The sequence below is a fragment of the Streptomyces sp. NPDC006602 genome (assembly GCF_042870385.1).
GTDB lineage: Bacteria > Actinomycetota > Actinomycetes > Streptomycetales > Streptomycetaceae > Streptomyces.
This window is the reverse complement of sequence record NZ_JBIAHG010000012.1, coordinates 212,003-231,804: the sequence shown is the minus strand read 5'-3', so window position 1 is coordinate 231,804 and position 19,802 is coordinate 212,003. Positions and strand designations below refer to the sequence as shown.

Below are 19,802 nucleotides of genomic sequence, written 5' to 3'. Positions count from 1 at the left end.
CTGTACATGTTTCCCTTTGCGGTACCCGATGCCCAGTTGGCGCCGGCGGCAAAGGAGAGTCGAGGACGCCCTGAGCACGGAAGGGGGCGCCCACCGGTCACACCGGGTGGGCGCCCCCTTGCGTACGGAAAGGCGTCAGCCCTTGAGCTCCGCCGCCACCAGCTCCGCGATCTGCACGGCGTTCAGCGCGGCGCCCTTGCGGAGGTTGTCGTTGGAGACGAAGAAGGCGAGGCCGTTGTCGACGGTCTCGTCCTGGCGGATGCGGCCCACGAAGGACGGGTCCTGGCCGGCCGCCTGGAGCGGGGTCGGGACCTCGGTGACCGCGACGCCGGGGGCGCCGCCGAGCAGCTCCTTCGCGCGCTCCACGCTGATCGGGCGGGCGAAGCGGGCGTTGACCTGGAGGGAGTGGCCGGTGAAGACGGGGACGCGGACGCAGGTGCCGGAGACCTTGAGCTCGGGGATCTCCAGGATCTTGCGGGACTCGTTGCGGAGCTTCTGCTCCTCGTCGGTCTCGTTCAGGCCGTCGTCGACGATCGAGCCGGCCAGCGGGAGCACGTTGTACGCGATCGGGGCGACGTACTTGTTCGGCGCGGGGAACTCGGCCGCCGAGCCGTCGTGCGTCAGCTTCGGCGCGTCCTCGCCGACCTTCTTGACCTGCTCGAACAGCTCGTCCACGCCGGCCAGACCGGAACCGGAGACCGCCTGGTAGGTGGCGACGACCAGGGCTTCGAGGCCCGCCTCGGCGTGCAGCGGCTTCAGGACCGGCATCGCGGCCATCGTCGTGCAGTTCGGGTTGGCGATGATGCCCTTGGGGCGGTTGGCGATCGCGTGCGGGTTCACCTCGGAGACCACGAGCGGTACGTCCGGGTCACGCCGCCACGCCGACGAGTTGTCGATCACTACCGCGCCCTGCGAGGCGACCTTTTCGGCCAGTGCCTTGGAGGTGGAGCCGCCCGCGGAGAAGAGGACGATGTCCAGCCCGGTGAAGTCGGCCGTCGTCGCGTCCTCCACCGTCACGCCGTCCAGGACCGTCCCCGCCGAGCGGGCCGAGGCGAACAGGCGCAGCTCGGTCACCGGGAAGTCACGTTCCTTGAGGATCCTGCGCATGACCGTGCCGACCTGACCGGTGGCTCCGACGATTCCGACCCTCACGGTGACTCCCTCTGTCTGTCTTTTACGTGCGTGTTGCCTGGCCGAGGCTTTTCCATGATGCGGCCGACATGGGCCTACCTGTCCAATTCTTTGCTCACCATGCCCGAGGTCTGGGACACGCCAGAGCGGCCGACACCTGCGGAACTCCTGCCCACACCGCCCCTGAGCTGCAGGAATTCGCCATGCGACCGCCCCGCGCCGCAAGCTGTGCGGCCTTCCGCGATGGTGTGACGTACGCCTCCGAAAGAACTCCCACCCGCTGCGCCGAACGTTTCCGCCCGCTGCGGCGTCATAGAGGAAACGCGGTGAGGGGAGGGGTGTCTGTGCTGCGCAGAAAGGCCCGCCGCGGCCAGGGGGACGTACTCGACGACCCGCTGGACGCGGCTCAGGAACGCCGAGTGCGAGCTGTGCTCGCCCTGGGCGGGGTGCCGCAGGCGGACCTGCCGGACGGGGTGCAGCAGGTCCGCCTGCGGTTGCTGGAGCGTGCGGCGCGGGGGGACGAGGCGCCGCGCGACGTGTCCGCGTGGGCGGCGGTCGTCGCCTCCAACCTGGCCATGGACTGGCACCGGGCCAACCGCCGCCAGGAACGCGTCGGCGAACGCCTGGCCTCGCTGCGCCAGCTGGAGCAGCCCTCCGGCGAGGACACCAGCGTGCTCTCCCTCGCCGTCGCCCAAGGGCTGGACGAACTGCCCGACGCCCAGCGCCAGGTCCTCGTCCTGCGTTTCTACGCCGACCTCCCGGTGCGCGGGATCGCCGAGGAGCTCGGCATCCCCGAGGGCACGGTGAAGAGCCGGCTGCACACGGCGGTACGGGCCCTGCGTGCCCGCCTGCACGAGGACGAGGTGGTGTGACATGACCGCCGAACACGACGGACGTGCCGAACACGCCGGCATGGACGCGCTGATGGCCGCCATCATCGACGAACCGCTGTCGGACGACGCCCGCGCGGACGCCGCCTTCATGGCCGAACACCGTTCCGCCGAGGCCGATCTCGCGCTGCTGCGCGAGCAGTTGGGCATCATCGGGCATGTGCTCGGAGACCCCGAGGGGGCCGCCGAAGCCGCCGAGCCCGTTCCCGTACGCCCGTTCCGCCCTCGGCGCCGCGCGCTCAACCTCGCCTTCGGCACCCTCGCGGTGGCCGCCGTCGCGGCCGTGCTGTCGGGCATGGCCTGGCTGCTGGCACAGGCGGGGGGCGGCATGGGCGGCGCCGATTCCGGCAGCGACAGCGCGGCCTCCAAGACGAGCTCCGAAGGCGGCAGCACCTTCGGCAGCCCCGACTATTTCGCCTGCTCCCGCCTGATCGCCGAGGGGCGGGCCACGAGCGTGGAGCAGCTCCCCGGCACCGAGTCGATCCGCGTCATTGTGGACGTGACGCGCTCCTACAAGCCGGCGAAGCCGGGCGCGGACGACAAGAAGGAGCTCACCTACGTGATCGACCGGAACATCGTCCCCGGCCTCCGCGAGGGCGACCAGGTGCTCTTCGCCATCCCGAACGGCGAGCGCCAACCCGCCTACTGGCTCGTCGGAGAGAAGGAGATCGCCCGGAACCGGGCCCGGCTCAGCGTCTCGGCGGCCGAGTCGCGCGGGCTCACCTGCGAATGACGATCTCCTGAGCGCACGAGAGAGGGCGGGCGCCCGCCGATGCAACGACGAACGCCCGCCCTGACAGCCGTAACGACTACGGCGTGACCTTCTCGATCTTCACGCTGCCTGTGCCCGCGACCGTGCCGCGGGCGTTGACCAGCTGGACCTGGCCGAAGAACTCACGGCCTTCCGGGGCGGCCGCCGCGGCGACGACGCTGCCGGAGACGGTCGCCGAGTCGCCCGTGGCGAGCTTCACCGGCGTCGAGTCGTCGACGGTGACGCTGCCGAGGCTGGCGGAGAAGAACACGTCCTGGTAGTCGTACGCGGTCGAGCCGGCCGGAACCGCGTAGCCGATGACCTCGATGGTGTACGTGCCGGCGGCCGGGGTGGGAACCGAGACCGCCTCCTCCGAGTCACCGTCGGCGGAGATGCCCACCTGGGTGCCGGCCGCGTTCGTCACGACGAGGTCGAGGTCGGCGGCCGGGTCGGAGACGTTGCCGATCGCCACGTCCAGGGACGCGGCGCCCGCGGGCACCTCGACCGTGGTCGTCTGCGTCTCGCCCGTGGCGATCGTCGGCCGGGCCGACTTGGCCGAGCCGAGCGGGCCGCCGACCAGCTTGGCGTCGATCGCGGCGAAGTTGTTCGTCACCTTCCAGGAGGCGGCGGCCGGGGTGCCGACCTTGGCCTCGGGAACGGTCACGGTCTCCGGGTCGAAGGCCGCGCCGAGGACGGCGACGTCCAGCTTGTACGGGTTGTCGAGCAGTGGCGACGTACGACGCGACTCGACCTCGACCTCCCAGACGCCCGGCACCGGGTCGGCGTAGGAACGCACGTCGGGACGGCAGGGCTTGCTGGCCGGGTTGGTGTAGTTCGGGTAGCAGTCGATCGTGGCCGTCGAGTCGAGCGCGACGCCGTACGGGTGGATGGCGATGAACCGCGTCTGGCTCTTGTCCTTCAGCCCGCTCATCGCGACCTCGAGGGACTTGGCGCCCTCGGGCACGGTCAGGAAGTACGAGTGGTTGCTGTTGCGCTGCACCGAACTCGACGCGGAGTAGGTGTAGTTCAGCGGCGTCGAGACCACGACCGTCGTCATGACCTGCTTGTCGACGCCCTCGGTCTTCGGGTCGTCGACCTCGAGGATCGCGCTCTTGAGACCCGCGGACCTCGGCGCGGCCTGGACCTTGACGGTCACCGGCTGGTTCAGCGGCAGCTTCACCTCGTCCGAGCCGACGATCCTGAAGGTGCTCCCCGCGTTGTTCTCGAAGTCCAGCTCGTGGCGGATCGCCTTGTCGGCGCCGGACGTCCGGGTGATCGTGACGTCGTACGACTTCTTCTGACCGGCCTTGAGGCCGCCCTCGCGGTCGTACAGACCCGTGCCGAAGCCCGGGGTCTTCAGGAACTGGTCGATCGCGGTGTCGACGGGGGCCTTGACCGTGTAGTCGTGCGCGGTGGCGCCGTCCAGGATCGAGTCCCAGGCGTCCTCGATGTCGATGAGGCCGGCCCCCTCCGCGTACGCCTGCACACCACTGATGTGGTCGGCGGTCGAGGTGAGCGCGGTGCGCAGGGTGGCGGGGGCGAGGTCGATCTTCTTCGCCTTGGCGGCGCTCAGCAGCAGCGCGGACGCGCCCGCGGCCTGCGGGGACGCCATCGAGGTGCCCTGGAGCATGCCGTAACCGGCCGGCAGGGTGTAGCCCGCCTCGGCGACCGGGGCGCCCGGCAGCCAGGTCTGGATGGTGTTGATCGCGGCACCCGGGGCGACCAGGGTGGGCGTGAACCCGCCGTCCTCACGCGGACCGCGTGAGGAGAACGGCATCATGGCGTACTTCTTCTCCACGACCGAGCCGTAGTTGGCGGCCCAGGTCTGCTTGGAGATGGACGCGCCGACCGAGATGACCTTGTCGGCCAGGCCGGGGTCGCCGATCGTGTTGGCGCCGGGGCCGGAGTTGCCGGCCGAGATCACCAGCTGGACGCCGTAGGTGTCGATGAGGCGCGTGTACAGCTCGGCGCGCGCGTTGTTGCCGTCGTTCAGCGCGGGCAGGCCGCCGATCGACATGTTGACGATGTCGACGCCCCGGTTGGCGACGAGGTCGATCATGCCCTCGGTCAGCGCCACGTTGGTGCAGCCGGGGCCGAACTCACAGGCTCGGGAGGAGACGATCTTCGCGCCCGGCGCGGCACCGTTCATCTTGCCGCCGAACAGGCCGTTGGCGGCGGTGATGCCGGCCACGTGCGTGCCGTGCTCGCTGGAGATCATGCCGATGTTGACGTAGTCGGCCTTGGCGCCGGCGGCGTTGTAGACGACGTCCTTGCGGATCTCGACGACGAACGGGATGCGCTCGGCGACGTCGGTCGCCGGGTTGTCCGTGCCGAAGTAACCGATCTGGTAGCCGTCCTTGTACGGCTTCATCGGCTGCTCGTCGGCGAAGTCGTGGTCGTCGTCGAGGTCGACGCGGACCGTGCCGGCCGCGGCGTCGTACAGCACGCCCCAGACGTCGGTCTTGTCGCCGTCGCGGTTGACGTCGCCGAGCTGGTCGCCACCGGCGGTCGCGGATTCGTAGAAGTAGTCGAACTTGTACGAGCCGGCGGGCGCCGTGAACGCCTCTGCGGCGCCGCCGACGGGGGTCGCGGAGAACGCCGGGCCGGCCACCGAGGCGAGCATCCGCCGCCAGGAGCCGTCGCCGTCGGAGACCGGGTCGGTCGACGTCACCCAGTCGACGACCTTCCGCTCGCCGGTGCTGGTCTTCTGCAGCGCCGGGTGGGAGAGGTCCACACCCGAGTCGAGGATGCCGATGGTGACGCCGCGGCCGTCCGCCTTCGGGTGGTCCTCCACGAAGTCGACGGCGCCCGTCTCGAAGGACGGGTTGTACGGGTTATCGGCGGGGGTCTTCTTGTTCGGCGCCGAGTAGGCGGCCGAGCCCGTGGCCGTGGCGCCCTTGGCGGCGTCCGCGCTCGGCGTCGGGTCGTCCAGCGGGATGTCCTGCCGCAGGTCGATGCCGTGCACGGAGGTGAGCTTCGCGGCGGCGGCGATGGCCGAGTCCGCCTTGCCGGTGGGGACCGTCGCGCGGACGTAGCCGAGCTTGTCGTAGGTACGGCCGACCAGGCCGCCCTGGACCGCGTCCAGCTGCTCGGCGACCTTCTCGGTCTGCCCGGGCGCGGTCGCGACCATCATCGTGACGGTCTTGTCGCCGTCGGCCTTGGCCTCGGCGAGGAGGTCGGCGTCGTCGGAACCGAGCTTGTCGTGGGCGGACTTCACGCCCGGGTCGGCCGCCACGGGAGCCTCGGCGTCGGCGAGGGCCATGGGTATCGGCCCCGCCGCGGAGAGCGCGGCCACCAGACCGGCGGCCACGGCTATCCGGGCCACGCGTCTCGCGCCGGGTATCGGTTCGCGCTGGGGGGTGAGGGTCATCGGCATCCCTTGTAGGTAAAGGAACGAGCGGGTGGCGGCCGGGACCGATCGGTCCTGGTCGCGGTGGTCCGGAATGCGATCCCGGACGATCGCACAGCTTTACGCATGGGAAGGATGTTTAGGGAGAGTTGACCGAATCGATATGGGGCCATGGGGAAAACCCCCTGCGACATTGGGGGAGATGGGCCGTGAAAGGGGCAAGTCCCCCAGGGGGGTGCGGTTCAGGATGTAAGCGGTTGCAGATTGGGGTAACTTCCACCGATGCCAAGGAAGTTGAGGGTGGCGGCCTACGCCGTGTGCGTCCGTGACGGACAGATCCTGCTCTCCCGCTCCCCGGCGCAGGACGGTGGACCGCCGGAATGGGTGCTGCCCGGCGGCGGCATGGAGCACGGCGAGGACCCCTACGACACCGTCCGGCGGGAGGTGACCGAGGAGACCGGATACCGCATCGAGGTCACCGGCCTGCTCGGCGTGGACTCCAGCCACCACGTCCTCCCCCGCGGCTTCGGCCGTGCCGTCGACCACCACGGCGTACGGCTCGTCTACGAAGGCAGGGTCACCGGCGGCGAGCTGTGCTACGAGGTCGGCGGATCCACCGACATGGCCGCCTGGCAGGAGCTCGACGCCGTGCCCGGGCTGAACCGGGTGTCGATGGTCGACATCGGGCTGCGGCTGTGGCGGGAGCGACCCGCCGACGGGCGCCTCGGGCCGGCTCCGGAAACACCGCCCCTACCCGGGAAGATGAACGCGGAGTAACCGCCTCCGGACCGTTCGAGGAGCGGGGGAGGGCGCGCAAGGTAGTCGAAGATCCACGTACGGTGATCGGCGTTGCGCGTTGCGGCCTCGTTCACGCCCAGGTCATCCCCGATGCCAACGATCCACAGTGAGCGGAAGGTTCGCACCAGCGGCCGTCCGCGCCCACTGCCGACGCGTTCGCACTCGGGGAGATCGCGCCATGTCGCGCACACGCTCTGTCGCCGGTTCCGCCTTCGCGGCCAACCGCCGTTCCGTCCTCGCCGCCACCGCGGCGGTCACCCTCTCCGCGGGCGTCGGCTACGCCCTGCGGCCCACCGACAGCCGGGCCGCCACCAACACCACCGGCACCGCCGCCGAAGGGGCGCCCGTGGCCCAGGGGCGCAGGGCACCGGCCGGGCCCCTGACGCCGTACACCCGCGGCACCACCCTCGCCTCCGTCGCCACCCCGCGGACGAGCTCCGGTTTCCGGCGCCTGGGCAACGGACCCGGCTGGAAGCGGCGGGTGCGGGGCGAGCTCGCCGCACCGAAGACCGGCCGGGCCGGACGCCGGACCACGCTCGCCGCGTTCGTGCAGCTCACCGACCTGCACCTGATCGACGCCCAGCACCCGATGCGCCTGGAGTACATGCGCGCCACGGACATCCACGCCTGGCGGCCGCACGAGGCGCTGACCGTGCACGGGGCGGTCTCGCTCGTGGAGCGGGTCAACGCGCTGCGGGGCGCCCCCGTCACCGGTGCCCCGCTGCACTTCGCGATGACGACCGGCGACAACACGGACAACAACGCGCGGACCGAGCTGGAGTGGTTCCTGACCGTCATGAGCGGCGGCCGGATCACTCCGAACTCGGGGGACCCGCGCCACTACGAGGGCGTGCAGAACAGCGGCCTCAAGCAGTACTGGCAGCCCGACACGACCGTGCGCGACACCGACAAGCAGCTCGGCTTCCCGCATCTGGAGGGCTTCCTGGCCGCCGCCGTACGGGAGTTGAACAGCCCCGGCCTCAACCTGCCCTGGTACTCCACCGTCGGCAACCACGACTCCCTGCCGCTCGGCTGCTACGGCCTCGGCGACACCTGGCTCGCCGAGTACGCCATCGGCGGCAGGAAGCTGATGAGCCTGCCCGCCTCCGAGGCGAAGAAGCTCCAGGACGCCATCAGGAACGGCAAGGACCCCATGGGCACCGCCTTCCGCGACCTGCTCAAGGCGCACGCCCGTGACATGCGCTCGGTCACGCCGGACGAGAAGCGTGCCCCGTACACCTCCGCCGACTACCTCAAGGCCCACCTCGACCCGGCCTACCGCGGTGTGGGCCCGGTCGGCCACGGCTACTCCTCCGCCAACGTCGACGCGGGCACCCAGTACTACAGCTTCCGCATCGCCGACGACGTCATCGGCATCAGCCTCGACACCACCGACCCCGGCGGCCACTACAACGGCTCCATCGGGACGGCCCAGTTGAAGTGGCTGGACAAGACGCTGCGCGACAACAGGGACGCGTACGCGGTCGTCTTCAGCCACCACACCAGCACGTCGATGACCAACACCCGCCCGGACCCGGCCCGTCCGGGCGAGCGGCGACACGACGGCCAGGAGCTCATCGCCGTCCTCGGCAGCCATGCCAACGTCCTGGCCTGGGTGAACGGCCACATCCACCGCAACGCCATCACCCCGCACTCCGCCCCCGACGGCCGGTCCTTCTGGGAGATCTCCACCGCCTCCCACGTCGACTATCCCCAACTCGCCCGCGTCATCGAGCTGGTGGACAACAAGGACGGCACTCTCTCGCTCTTCACCACCTGCATCGAGTCATCCGCCCCCCATCAGACCGACTTCACCGACCTCACCCAGACCGGCCTGGCCGCCCTCTACCGCGAGCTCTCCTGCAACGCGCCGGGCGCGCAGACGAACCTGGGCGGGGAGTCGAAGGACCGGAACACGGAGCTCCTCCTGAAAAAGGGCTGAAACCTGCCCAACTGCCGTAAAGGTACTTAACCTTCGCTTACTGCCCCCGGTCTGCGGCGAGTAGCGGTCTCGCTCGTATGGTCACGCCCGTATGGGCACGCCCGTATGGCCACCCACATGCGAGGAGGGGTCGCCGGGTGCAGTCCCGTCGGCCCCTCCTCTCCCCTCCTGGTTCCGCCGCGGTCCGTCACTACCGGGGCAGCACTACGACATACGCGGCCGGATCGCGGTCGCCGGACGCCATGAGTGCCGTGCGGACCACGGCCGCCTGCTGCTCCATCGCGTCCCTCAGCTTCTTCGGGGTGATGTGGACGACCGTGATGCCGAGCCGCTCCAGGTGCTCGCGCTTGCGGGCGTATTCGGACCAGAGGGCGTCGTCCTCCTCCCGATGGCCTTGGCGGGGGGCGCGGGTGTCCAGTTCCACCGCGACGGCCTGATCGGGCCAGTACGCGTCGAGGCCGCCGAGGTGAGGGCCGCCGGGGAGGCGCAGGTCCACGTTCCAGACGGGGTCCGGCAGGCCGTACTGCGTCACCATCGTGTACAGGCGGTCCTCCGCGATCGCCCTGCCCTCCGCGAGCAGCGAGTCCACCGCGTCGACGACGTGCGGGCGGCTCAGCAGTTTGGCGTTGCTCAACGCCCATACGACGGCGGCGGGTTCGCAGTGACCGCCGCGTACCGCCTCCGTCAGCAGCCGACGTACGGCGCCCGCGTCCGTCAGTTCGGTCACCGCGTCGGCGAGGGCGCGCGGGACGGGGGCGACCGGGACGCCGGTGACCTGCTCCGGGGTGGGCATGGATGCCGTACGGACGATGCGGGCGCAGCCCGTGGAGCGGAGCCGGCGCAGGCGGGGGACCAGGACGTCGATGCGGTCCAGGGCGGTCAGCGTGGGTGTGGCGGAGAAGCCGTGGAGGGTGAGGGCCGCCAGGCCTGTGATCATTGCCTCCGTGTACACCGGCCGGTGCGGTTCCTCCGCGCCCGGCTGGGTCGGGATGCCCACCGCCCGCTCCTTCGCCGCGTACATCAGCACCGCGTGCAGCCGCTCCTCGCTGGTCGGCGGGCCCGGGTGGAGCAGGAAGACGCAGGGGAGCAGTTGTTGCCAGGGGCCGCCGGGGCGGCACCGCTCGTTTGTCTCGGCCGGGGAGACGCCCTGCGAGCGGAGTACCGCGGCCGTCACGACGCGGCGGTGCACCTCGGCGAGGTGGTGCAGGGGGCGAGGGGAGAGCGGGGGGACCGGGGTGTTGTGGTTCATGGCGTGCAGATTTCCGCAGTCTGTCGGCCCTCTAACCGCTGTTACACGCTCGTCGACAAATCAGGACAAGAAAGAACTAAAGGACGTGTGTTCGGATGCCGAGTTGGCATGGAAAACCCCTGGTCCGTTCGGGTGGGACCAGGGGTTACGGTTCCGATTGCCTGAATTCCGTAACGGTCACGGAATGCCCAATCGTGGGCCAGAGATCGTCAGCCCTCGTCGCCGGCCGCTGCCGCGTCGCACGCCTGTCCCCGCAACGCCCGCGCCAGGTCGTCCCGCGCCTCCAGCACCAGCCTCCGCAGCGCCGGGGCCGCGTCCTCGTGGGCCGCCAGCCACGTGTCCGTCGCGTCCAGCGTTGCCTGCGAGTGCTGGAGGGACGGGAACAGGCCCTCGACCACGTGCATCGCGATCTGGATCGACCGCTCCCGCCAGACCCGCTCGATCGCCGCGAAGTACTTCTCGGCGTACGGCGCGAGCAGCTCCCGCTGGGAGGGCTGAGTGAAGCCCGCGATGGTCGCCTCGACCAGGGCGTTGGAGAGGGCGTCGGACTCCATCAGCTGCGCCCACGCCTGCGCCTTGACCGCCGCCGACGGGCGTGCGGCGAGGCAGCGGACCTGGTGACGCTTGCCGGACGCCGTGTTGTCGCGGGCGAGTTCGGCGCCGAGCACCCCCTCGTCCGCGGCCCCGTGTGCCGCGAGCGGCTGGAGGAACGCCCAGCGCAGCTCCTGGTCCACGTCCAGCCCGTCGATCTTCGCCGTGCCGTCCAGCAGGCCGCGCAGCAAGGCCAGATCCTCCGCACCGGACGCCACCGTCGCGAAGAACCGCGCCCACGCCAGCTGGTGTTCGCTGCCCGGCTCAGCGGCCCGCAACTCCCGCAGCGCGCCCTCGGCCAGCAGGCGTTCACCGACCGGCCGCCACTGCGGCGCCGCATAGTTGACCAGCGCCGAGTTGGCCCACGCGTGCAGCATCTGCAGAACGCCGATGCCGGACTCGCGCCCCGCGTACCGCAGCACCAGGTCCACGAAGTCCCGCGCCGGCAGCAGCGCGTCCCGTGTCATGTTCCACAGCGCCGACCAGCACAGGGCCCGGGCCAGCGGGTCGGTGAGGTCACCCAGCCCGCCCCGCAGCGTCTCGAGCGACGTCTCGTCGAAGCGGATCTTGCAGTACGTCAGGTCGTCGTCGTTGACCAGCACCAGCTCGGGCGCCCGCGAACCGGCCAGATCCGCCACGACCGTGCGCGAGCCCTCGACGTCCACCTCGGCCCGGGCGTACCGCGCAAGCTCACCGTCCGCGGAACGCCGGTACAGGCCCACCGCCACCCGGTGCGGGCGCAGTTCGGGGTGTGACTCGGCCGCCTCCTGCAGCACCGCCGGCTCGTCGACGCGGCCCTGAGCGTCCAACAGCACCTGCGGGGTCAGAGAGTTGACCCCGGCCGTCTGCAGCCACGCCCGCGACCACGCCGCCATGTCCCGCCCGCTGGTCTCCTCCAGCACCGACAGCAGGTCACCGAGGCGCGTGTTGCCGTACGCGTGCCGCTTGAAGTAGCGCCGCGCGCCCTCCAGGAACGCGTCCTGGCCGACGTACGCCACCAGTTGCTTCAGTACGGAAGCCCCCTTGGCGTACGTGATGCCGTCGAAGTTGAGCTTCGCGTCCTGGAGGTCGCGAATGTCGGCGGTGATGGGGTGGGTGGAGGGCAGCTGGTCGGCGCGGTAGGCCCAGGCCTTGCGGCGGTTGGCGAAGGTGATCCAGCCGTCCTTGAAGCGGGTCGCGCCGACCAGGGCGAAGGCGCCCATGAAGTCGGCGAAGGACTCCTTGAGCCACAGGTCGTCCCACCACTCCATGGTGACCAGGTCGCCGAACCACATGTGCGCCATCTCGTGCAGGATCACGTTGGCCCGGCCCTCGTAGGACGCCTGCGTGACCTTGCCCCGGAAGATGAACTCCTCGCGGAAGGTCACCAGGCCCGGGTTCTCCATCGCGCCGAGGTTGTACTCGGGGACGAAGGCCTGGTCGTACTTCCCGAAGGGGTACGGGTAGTCGAAGTGGTCGTGGAAGAAGTCCAGGCCCTGCTTCGTGACGAGGAAGACGTCGTCGGAGTCGAAGTGGGGGGCCAGACCCTTGCGGCACATGGCGCCGAGCGGGATGTCCAGCGTCGTGCCGTCGGCCAGGACGCGGGAGTACGAGTCCGTGACGTAGTGGTACGGGCCCGCCACCACGCACGTGATGTACGTCGAGATCGGCTTCGTCTTCGCGAACTTCCAGGCGCCGTCGGCCAGTTCACCGACGCCGTTGCTCCAGACGGTCCACCCCTCCGGCGCCCGTACCTCGAAGCGGAACGGCGCCTTGAGGTCGGGTTGCTCGAAGTTCGCGAAGACACGGCGGGAGTCGGCCGGCTCGTACTGGGTGTAGAGGTAGACCTCGCCGTCCTCCGGGTCGACGAAGCGGTGCAGGCCCTCGCCGGTGCGGGAGTACGCGCACTGCGCGTCGACGACCAGCTCGTTCTCGGCGGCCAGGTCCTCCAGGGTGATCCGGGAGCCGTCGAAGACCTCGCCGGGGTCGAGGTCCCTGCCATTGAGGGAGACGGAGGTCACACTCGGCGCGATCAGGTCCGCGAAGCTCGACGCGCCGGGCTCGCCGCAACGGAAGCGGATCGTGGTCACGGACCGGAAGGTCCGCGGTGCACCCCCGGTGGCGTCTGCTGTGGCGTTTCCGCTGTCGTCGCCGACGGCGGAGCGGACGTCGAGGGACACGTCGTAGCCGTCCACGGACAGCAGGGCGGCCCGCTCCCGGGCCTCGTCGCGGGACAGATTCTCACCGGGCACGGGCGGCACTCCCTCGGGGGTGTTCAGTACGCGGACAGCCTGATCCTGCCATGGGCCCCGGAAAGCGGGCATCAGGGAATGGGCACAGGGTCGGTCGCTGTTGCACGTTCAAAGACCGCATTGTGAGGAGACCCATGTCCGAGACCGCGACCACCTCCGGCAAGACCCCCGTCGACTTCTGGTTCGACCCGCTGTGCCCCTGGGCCTGGATGACCTCCCGGTGGGTCCTGGAGGTCGAGAAGGTGCGCGACATCGAGGTGCGTTGGCACATCATGAGCCTCGCGGTGCTCAACGAGGACAGGATCGACGAACTGCCCGAGGAGTACCGGGAGATGCTCGCGACCAAGGCGTGGAAGCCGGTGCGGGTGGCGACCGCCGCCTGGCAGAAGCACGGCGCCGACGTCCTCGGCCCCCTCTACACCGCCCTCGGCACCCGCTTCCACAACCAGGGCGAGGGCCCGACCGAGGAAGCGATCGCGGCGGCCCTGGCGGACGCGGGCCTGCCCGCCGACCTGATCAAGTACGCCGACCAGAAGGACTTCGAGTTCGAGGCCGAGCTGCGCGCCTCCCACCAGGAGGGCATCGACAAGGTCGGCCAGGAGGTCGGCACCCCGGTCATCGCCGTCCCCGGCCCCGACGGCGAGCAGATCGCCTTCTTCGGCCCGGTCGTCACCCCGGCCCCCAAGGGCGAGGAGGCCGCCAGGCTGTGGGACGGCACGCTCGCCGTGGCCTCGATCCCCGGTTTCTACGAGATCAAGCGCACCCGGACCAAGGGCCCCGACTTCAGCAACCTGTAACCCTCCGAGAGGCCCCCGTGAGCCGCGTTCTCACGGGGGCCCGCACAGTCACCGGTGGGTGCCGCGGAGTGTTCCCCGGTCGCGCAGCGCGGCGGTCGGTAGCTGCGTGTGAACGCCATCGGATCCGCCGCACCTCTCTCACCCAATGTGCCGTGCGAGCCGGACCTGTCGTAGCACCATGTGTGCATGACGGAGATCGACACATCGGTGCCGCATTCGGCCCGGATCTGGAACTACTGGCTCGGCGGCAAGGACAACTACCCGGTCGACGAGTTGGCCGGCGACGCCTACACCGCCGTCTTCCCCGGCATCGTCACCATCGCCCGCAGCAGTCGCGCCTTTCTCGGCCGCAGCATCCGGTACCTGGTCGAGGAGGCGGGCGTACGCCAGTTCCTCGACGTCGGCACCGGACTGCCCACCGTCGACAACACCCACGAGGTCGCCCAGCGCCTCGCCCCCGAGTCGAAGATCGTCTACGTCGACAACGACCCGTTGGTCCTCGCCCACGCCCGCGCCCTGCTCACGTCCACGCCCGAGGGCGCGACGGCGTACGAGGACATCAGTCTCTTCGAGCCGGAGCAGATCCTGAGCGCCGCCGCGCAGACCCTCGACCCGGACCGGCCCACCGCGCTGATCCTCAGCGGCATCCTCGGCCACGTCGCCGACTACGAAGCGGCCCGCGAGCTCGTCCGCCGCCTCCTGGAGGGCCTCCCCTCCGGCAGTTTCCTCTCCGTCAACGACGGCTCCCGGGGCACCGACCCCGACTACGAGCAGGCCCAGGACGCCTACAACGAGACCGGCGCGGTCCCCTACTTCCTGCGCCCGGTCGACCGGATCGCCGCCTTCTTCGACGGCCTGGAACTGGTCGACCCGGGCGTGGTGTCGGTACCCCTGTGGCGCCCCGACGGCCCCGCCCCCGATCCGATCGGCCAGCACGGCGGCCTGGGCCGCAAGCCCTGAGCACAAGGCCCTCACGTGGCGCACGTGAGGGCCTGGTGCCGGCGAAGGGGCGGTTACGCCGCTACGGACGTGTAGTGCGAGGCGTCTCCCTCGATCACGTAGCTCTCCTTGCCCTCCACGCCCACCGGCACGTCGCCGGCGACGGTCACGCGGTGCAGACGGCGCGGCAGGCCGTCGTAGTTGTCGATGGCGTAGTGCTGGGTGATGCGGTTGTCGAAGAGGACGAGCTGGTTCTCCGACCAGCGGTGGCGCAGGATGTTCTCCGGGCGGGTGACGTACGCCTGGAGCAGGTCGAGGATCTTGCGGGACTCGCCCGCGGACAGGCCGACGATCCGCTGCGCGAACCCGCCGATGAACAGGCCGCGTTCGCCGGTCAGCGGGTGGACGCGGACGACCGGATGGGCCGTGCGGTACTTGATCGACGTGAACTGGGCGCGTGCGGCGGCCTGGGCCTCGTCGACGGTCTCCTGCGGCACCGCGTAGTCGTAGTCGTTGGTGTGCTCGGCCCACAGGGTGTCGGCCAGCAGCCGCAGCGGCTGCGGCAGGTCGCGGTAGGCGGCGGCCGAGTTGGCGATCAGGGTCTCGCCGCCGTACGGCGGGATCGTGATGCTGCGCAGAGTGCTGGCCTGCGGCGGGTTGAGGACGAAGGTGACGTCCGTGTGCCAGTGGTTGGCGGCGCGGCCGCGCTCGCTGTCGACGGGCAGGACGTTCGGTACGCCCTCGACGGACGGCACGGTCGGGTGGGCGGTGGTGATGTCACCGAAGTGCCGGACGAACGCCTGCTGGCCCTCGTCGTCGAGGTCGACGTCGTCGAAGACCAGGGCCTTGTGGGTGTTCAGCGCGTCGCGGAGGGCGACGACCGTCTCCTCGTCGAGGGGCTTGGCGAGGTCGACGCCGGAGACTTGAGCGCCGATGGTGGCGGTGACCTTGCGGATGTGGATGTCGGTCATGGGGAGCGGGTCCTTTCAGACTCGGGCGAGTGCGGATTCCTCGGCGGATTCCTGAACGGGCGTGACGTACTGGTTGGCGGGGCGCGGAAGCCCGTACCGCTCCCGCAGGGTCCGGCGCGGGCCGTATTCCGTGCGGAGCAGGCCGCGGCTGCGCAGGATCGGGACGACGTGGTCGACGAAGGTGTCGAGGCCGGAGGGCAGGACCGCGGGCATGATGTTGAAGCCGTCGGCGGCGCCGTGCGTGAACCACGTCTCGATCGCGTCGGCGACCTGCTCGGGCGTGCCCGCGAAGGTGAGGTGCCCGCGACCGCCGCCGAGCCGCCCGACCAGCTGCCGCACGGTGAGGCGTTCGCGCCGGCCGAGGTCGACGATGAGGGTGTAGCGGCTCTTGGCGCCCTCGATGGCGCTCTCCGGCGGCAGGTCGGCGGGGAGCTGCGCGTCCAGTTCCAGCGTCCCCGGCTCCAGTTGCAGCAGGCTCTCCAGCCGGGCCACTCCGTGGGTGTACACGATGTGGTCCTCGAGGAGCCGCTCCTTGGAACGGGCCTCCGCTTCCGTCGACCCGATCACCGGGACGATGCCGGGCAGCACCTTGATGTGGTCGGGGTCGCGACCGGCCGCTGCCGTACGGGACTTGAGGTCCGCGTAGAAGGCCTGCGCGTCCTCGATGGTCTGCTGGGCGGTGAACACGGCCTCCGCGTACCGCGCCGCGAAGCGTTTACCGTCCTCGCTCGATCCCGCCTGCACGAGCAGCGGGTAGCCCTGCGGGCTGCGCGGGACGTTGAGGGCGCCCTCGACGCTGAAGTACGTCCCCTGGTGCCGGGGTGGATGGATCTTCGTGTCGTCGCCCCAGACGCCGGACGCCTTGTCGGCGACGATCGCGTCGTCCTCCCAGCTGTCCCACAGCTTGAGGGCCACGTCGAGGAACTCCGCGGCGCGGGCGTACCGCTCGGCGTGCGCGGGCTCGGCGGCGAGACCGAAGTTGCGGGCGGCCTCGGCACCGGCCGTGGTGACGATGTTCCAGCCCGCCCGGCCGCCACTGATGATGTCGAGCGAGGCGAACTTGCGGGCCAGGTTGTAGGGGGAGTTGTAGGAGGTGGAGGCGGTGGCGATCAGGCCGATGTGCTCGGTGGCCGTCGCCAGCGCGGTCAGCAGGGTGAGCGGCTCCAGGGCGCCGGCGGGCCGCTGTTCCACGCTTCCCCACAGCTGCGGGCCGTCGGCGAGGAACAGCGAGTCGAAGGTGCCGCGTTCGGCGATCCGGGCGAGGTGGACGTAGTGGGCGAGGTCCACGTGCGCGTACGGGTCGCTCTCCGGCAGCCGCCACGACGCCTCGTGGTGGCCGGTGGTCATCAGGAACGCGTTCAGGTGCAGCTGTCTGGTGGTCACTTGTGGTCCTCCGTCACGCCGAGGGCGGCCAGCAGCCGCTCCCGGTACTCGCCCAGCAGGGGATCCCGGTAGGAGCGCGGATGCGGGCGGTCGATGGTCAGGTCGAGGCCGATACGGCCCTGGTCGAGGACGAGGACCCGGTCGGCGAGCACGATCGCCTCGTCCACGTCGTGGGTGACGAGCAGCACGGAGGGCCGGTGGCGCTCCCACAGCTCCCTCAGCAGGACGTGCATCCGGATCCGGGTGAGCGCGTCGAGGGCGCCGAACGGCTCGTCGGCCAGCAGGAGTTCCGGCTCGCGGACCAGGGAGCGGGCCAGAGCGGCGCGCTGGGCCTCGCCGCCGGACAGCTCGTTGGGCCAGGCCCGTTCGCGGCCTTTCAGGCCCACTTCGGCGAGGGCCTCGCGGCCCTTCTGGTCCGCCTCCTTGCCGTCGAGGCCGAGCAGGACGTTGTCGAGGACGCGCTGCCAGGGCAGCAGTCGGGAGTCCTGGAAGACGACCGACACCCGCTCCGGAGCGGTCAGCCGACCGCTCCCCGCCACCTCGTGGTCGAGGCCGGCGATGGCCCGTAGCAGCGTGCTCTTGCCGGAGCCGCTGTGCCCGAGCAGGGCGGTGAACTGTCCGGCGGGGAGGTCGAGGTCGATGCCGTCGAGAACCGTGCGCCCCTCGAACGACCTGGTCAGGCCGCGGATCTGAACGGCCGGGCGGGTCAGTTGCTGAGCGTGCGGCGCCATGACAGCACCCTCCGTTCGATCAGACGGACCGCGCTGTCGGAGATCAGGCCGAAGACGCCGTAGACGACCAGGCCGACGAGGATGACGTCCGTCTGGCCGTAGTTCTGGGCCTGGAACATCATGTAGCCGAGTCCGCTGGTGGCGTTGATCTGCTCCAGCACGACCAGACCCAGCCAGGAGCCGGTCACCCCGAGCCGCAGCCCGACGAAGAAGCCGGGCAGCGCGCCGGGGATGACGATCCGCCGGATGAAGGCGTACCTCGACAGGCCCTGGACCTCGGCGAGTTCGACGTACCGGTGGTCGATGCCGGACAGCGCGGAGTGCGTGTTCAGGTAGATCGGGATGTAGACGACGATCGCGATGATCGCCACCTTGAAGGTCTCGCCGATGCCCAGCCAGAGGATGAACAGCGGGATCAGACCGAGCGTCGGGATCGCCCGGTTGAGCTGCACGGACCCGTCGATCAGCGCCTCGCCCGTCCGGCTGAGCCCGGAGGCCAGCGCGAGGGCGATGCCCGCGACCAGGCCGATCGCGAAGCCGGATCCCGCGCGCTGCAGCGAGGTCAGGATGTCGGTGGGCAGCGTACCGGCGGTCCACAGGTGGACGCTGGTCTCCAGTACCGTCCAGGGCGCCGGGATGGCACTCGGGTCGAGCTGTCCGGCGGCGGAGGCGGCGGCCCACAGGGCGAGGATGAGGGCGGGGCCGAGGAGACGGGTGGCGGGCAGCCGCTTGCCGGGGGAGAGGCGGCGGCGCCTGCGGACCTGGGGACTGTCCTCGGTCGCGGTGACGGGCGTGGTCGCGGTCGTGGTAGTGGTCGAGGTCGTGGTCACGGCGGCGCTCACCTCCGGTACTCCGCCGGTACGGACTTCGCCGCGATGCCCTCGAAGCGCCGGTCGAAGAGCGAGTCGACCTTGATCTTCTTCACGAAGCCGCCCTCCGCCAGCAGATCGGCGGTCTCCTGCTCCCACTTCACGGCTTCGTCCCAACTCGGCTGGAACAGCGGCTTGTTGGCGAGCTCGGTGATCGACCGGGCCTGCGCGAGGCTCAGGTTCTGCGTCTTGACGTAGAACTCCTCGTTCCACAGGTCCGGGTGCTCGTACTGCCACACCTGGCCCTTCGCCCAGTACGGGATGTACGCGGCGACCGCGGCGGCCTTCGCGGGGTCCGACAGCACGGAGGTCGGCGCCCACAGCAGGTTGAGCAGGTCCACGACGTCCGTGGTGATGGCGTGGGCGCCCTTGGACTCGTACTGCTGGAGATAGGCGGGCGCCTGCTGGTTGGCCAGCGGCGCGATGTCCACCTGGCCCGACTGCAGGGCCGTGAGGAACTGGTTGCTGGTCAGCGGCACGAGCTTCACGTCGTCGTAGGCCAACCCGGCCTTCTTCAACGCCCGCAGGAGTACGACGCCTTGCGCCTGGCCCTGCGAGAAGGCGAGCTTCTTCCCCTTGAAGTCCTCGACCGAGCGGATGTCGCTGCCGGGCTTGGTGGCGAAGAGGTAGTTCGGCTTGCGGGTGATGTTGATCGCGACGATCTTCGCGTCGTAGCCCTGGAACTGCGCCTGGATCGGCGGGATGCCCGCGTTGTTGGCGACGTCCAGGGACCCGGCGCGGAAGGCGTTGATGACATCGGGTCCGGCGCCGATGTTCGCCCAGCTGCTCACCTTGAACGGCAGCCGACCGAACTTCGCGAGCCTGAACTGGAGTTGCTGGACACCCTGGTACGAGGCGATCTTCAGGCTGGTGCCGGCGGGGACCGTCTTCGCCAGCGGCTCGGAGAGGGACGTCTTCGAGGCCGCGGAGCTGCTGTCCGCGCAGCCGCTGAGGCCGGCGGCAGCGGCGGAGACGCCGAGCAGGGAGGTGAGAAAGAGCCGCCGGTCGATTCCGGGCAGGGGTGGGGAAGGCATGGGAGGACTCCGTAGGCCGAGAAGTGAGCGAGAAGTGAAGGGAAACGCGCGCGCGATTCCGGGCAGCGGAAAGCCCGGGGCCCGACAAGGGAATTCACGCGAGAAGAGAGGTGGGCGCGCGCTTCAAGCGCGGCAACGCGTCAGCA

Annotated in this window: 15 protein-coding genes; 6 read left to right on the top strand and 9 right to left on the bottom strand. The window is 70.3% G+C overall.

Annotation, left to right across the window (positions count from 1 at the left end):
* Positions 1 to 135 precede the first annotated feature (135 nt).
* Positions 136 to 1,152: an aspartate-semialdehyde dehydrogenase gene (locus ACFYO2_RS28300; RefSeq protein ID WP_388354711.1), complete on the bottom strand. Its 1,017-nt coding sequence runs from the start codon at positions 1,150 to 1,152 to the stop codon at positions 136 to 138.
* 317 nt (positions 1,153 to 1,469) lie between these two features.
* Here ACFYO2_RS28300 and ACFYO2_RS28295 point away from each other — a divergent pair, with 317 nt between their 5' ends.
* A complete protein-coding gene (locus ACFYO2_RS28295) occupies positions 1,470 to 2,003 on the top strand; it encodes an RNA polymerase sigma factor (protein ID WP_388354708.1) in 534 nt (177 codons plus the stop codon).
* Position 2,004: 1 nt separating this feature from the next.
* Positions 2,005 to 2,754, top strand: a complete 750-nt coding sequence (locus tag ACFYO2_RS28290; RefSeq protein ID WP_388354705.1) for a hypothetical protein — start codon at positions 2,005 to 2,007, stop codon at positions 2,752 to 2,754.
* A 76-nt stretch (positions 2,755 to 2,830) separates the two neighbouring features.
* On the opposite strand, the gene ACFYO2_RS28285 is transcribed toward ACFYO2_RS28290, so the two are convergent.
* A complete protein-coding gene (locus ACFYO2_RS28285) occupies positions 2,831 to 6,142 on the bottom strand; it encodes a S8 family serine peptidase (protein ID WP_388354702.1) in 3,312 nt (1,103 codons plus the stop codon).
* Positions 6,143 to 6,403: 261 nt separating this feature from the next.
* Here ACFYO2_RS28285 and ACFYO2_RS28280 point away from each other — a divergent pair, with 261 nt between their 5' ends.
* Positions 6,404 to 6,898 (top strand): NUDIX hydrolase, encoded by a 495-nt coding sequence (locus ACFYO2_RS28280; RefSeq protein ID WP_388354700.1) that lies wholly within the window; start codon positions 6,404 to 6,406, stop codon positions 6,896 to 6,898.
* 199 nt (positions 6,899 to 7,097) lie between these two features.
* Positions 7,098 to 8,861: a TIGR03767 family metallophosphoesterase gene (locus ACFYO2_RS28275; protein ID WP_388354697.1), complete on the top strand. Its 1,764-nt coding sequence runs from the start codon at positions 7,098 to 7,100 to the stop codon at positions 8,859 to 8,861.
* 190 nt (positions 8,862 to 9,051) lie between these two features.
* On the opposite strand, the gene ACFYO2_RS28270 is transcribed toward ACFYO2_RS28275, so the two are convergent.
* Positions 9,052 to 10,110 carry a hypothetical protein gene (locus tag ACFYO2_RS28270; RefSeq protein WP_388354694.1) on the bottom strand — a complete coding sequence of 353 codons (1,059 nt, stop codon included), beginning with the start codon at positions 10,108 to 10,110 and terminating at the stop codon, positions 9,052 to 9,054.
* A 209-nt stretch (positions 10,111 to 10,319) separates the two neighbouring features.
* On the bottom strand, positions 10,320 to 12,932 hold the full coding sequence (gene pepN, locus ACFYO2_RS28265) for an aminopeptidase N (protein ID WP_388354691.1): 2,613 nt from the start codon (positions 12,930 to 12,932) through the stop codon (positions 10,320 to 10,322).
* Positions 12,933 to 13,066: 134 nt separating this feature from the next.
* Here pepN and ACFYO2_RS28260 point away from each other — a divergent pair, with 134 nt between their 5' ends.
* On the top strand, positions 13,067 to 13,729 hold the full coding sequence (locus ACFYO2_RS28260) for a DsbA family protein (protein ID WP_388354689.1): 663 nt from the start codon (positions 13,067 to 13,069) through the stop codon (positions 13,727 to 13,729).
* A 186-nt stretch (positions 13,730 to 13,915) separates the two neighbouring features.
* Entirely contained in the window at positions 13,916 to 14,689 is a 774-nt protein-coding gene (locus ACFYO2_RS28255) for an SAM-dependent methyltransferase (RefSeq protein WP_388354686.1), read from the top strand.
* 53 nt (positions 14,690 to 14,742) lie between these two features.
* Here the strand turns inward: ACFYO2_RS28255 and ACFYO2_RS28250 are convergent, their stop codons facing one another.
* Genes ACFYO2_RS28250 through ACFYO2_RS28230 form a run of 5 tightly spaced genes read right to left on the bottom strand, consistent with a single transcriptional unit; the run spans position 14,743 to position 19,656 of the window.
* Complete coding sequence (locus tag ACFYO2_RS28250; RefSeq protein WP_388354684.1) at positions 14,743 to 15,639, bottom strand: TauD/TfdA dioxygenase family protein; 897 nt, start codon at positions 15,637 to 15,639, stop codon at positions 14,743 to 14,745.
* Positions 15,640 to 15,654: 15 nt separating this feature from the next.
* The gene (locus ACFYO2_RS28245; RefSeq protein WP_388354681.1) at positions 15,655 to 17,022 is read right to left on the bottom strand and encodes an LLM class flavin-dependent oxidoreductase; all 1,368 of its coding nucleotides are present in this window, start codon (positions 17,020 to 17,022) and stop codon (positions 15,655 to 15,657) included.
* On the bottom strand, positions 17,019 to 17,753 hold the full coding sequence (locus ACFYO2_RS28240; RefSeq protein WP_388354678.1) for an ABC transporter ATP-binding protein: 735 nt from the start codon (positions 17,751 to 17,753) through the stop codon (positions 17,019 to 17,021). The genes ACFYO2_RS28245 and ACFYO2_RS28240 overlap by 4 nt, the downstream gene beginning before the upstream one ends.
* The gene (locus tag ACFYO2_RS28235) at positions 17,729 to 18,595 is read right to left on the bottom strand and encodes an ABC transporter permease (RefSeq protein WP_388354675.1); all 867 of its coding nucleotides are present in this window, start codon (positions 18,593 to 18,595) and stop codon (positions 17,729 to 17,731) included. The genes ACFYO2_RS28240 and ACFYO2_RS28235 overlap by 25 nt, the downstream gene beginning before the upstream one ends.
* Positions 18,592 to 19,656, bottom strand: coding sequence for an ABC transporter substrate-binding protein (locus ACFYO2_RS28230; RefSeq protein WP_388354672.1), 1,065 nt, complete (start codon positions 19,654 to 19,656; stop codon positions 18,592 to 18,594). The genes ACFYO2_RS28235 and ACFYO2_RS28230 overlap by 4 nt, the downstream gene beginning before the upstream one ends.
* Between the last annotated feature and the right edge of the window lie 146 nt (positions 19,657 to 19,802).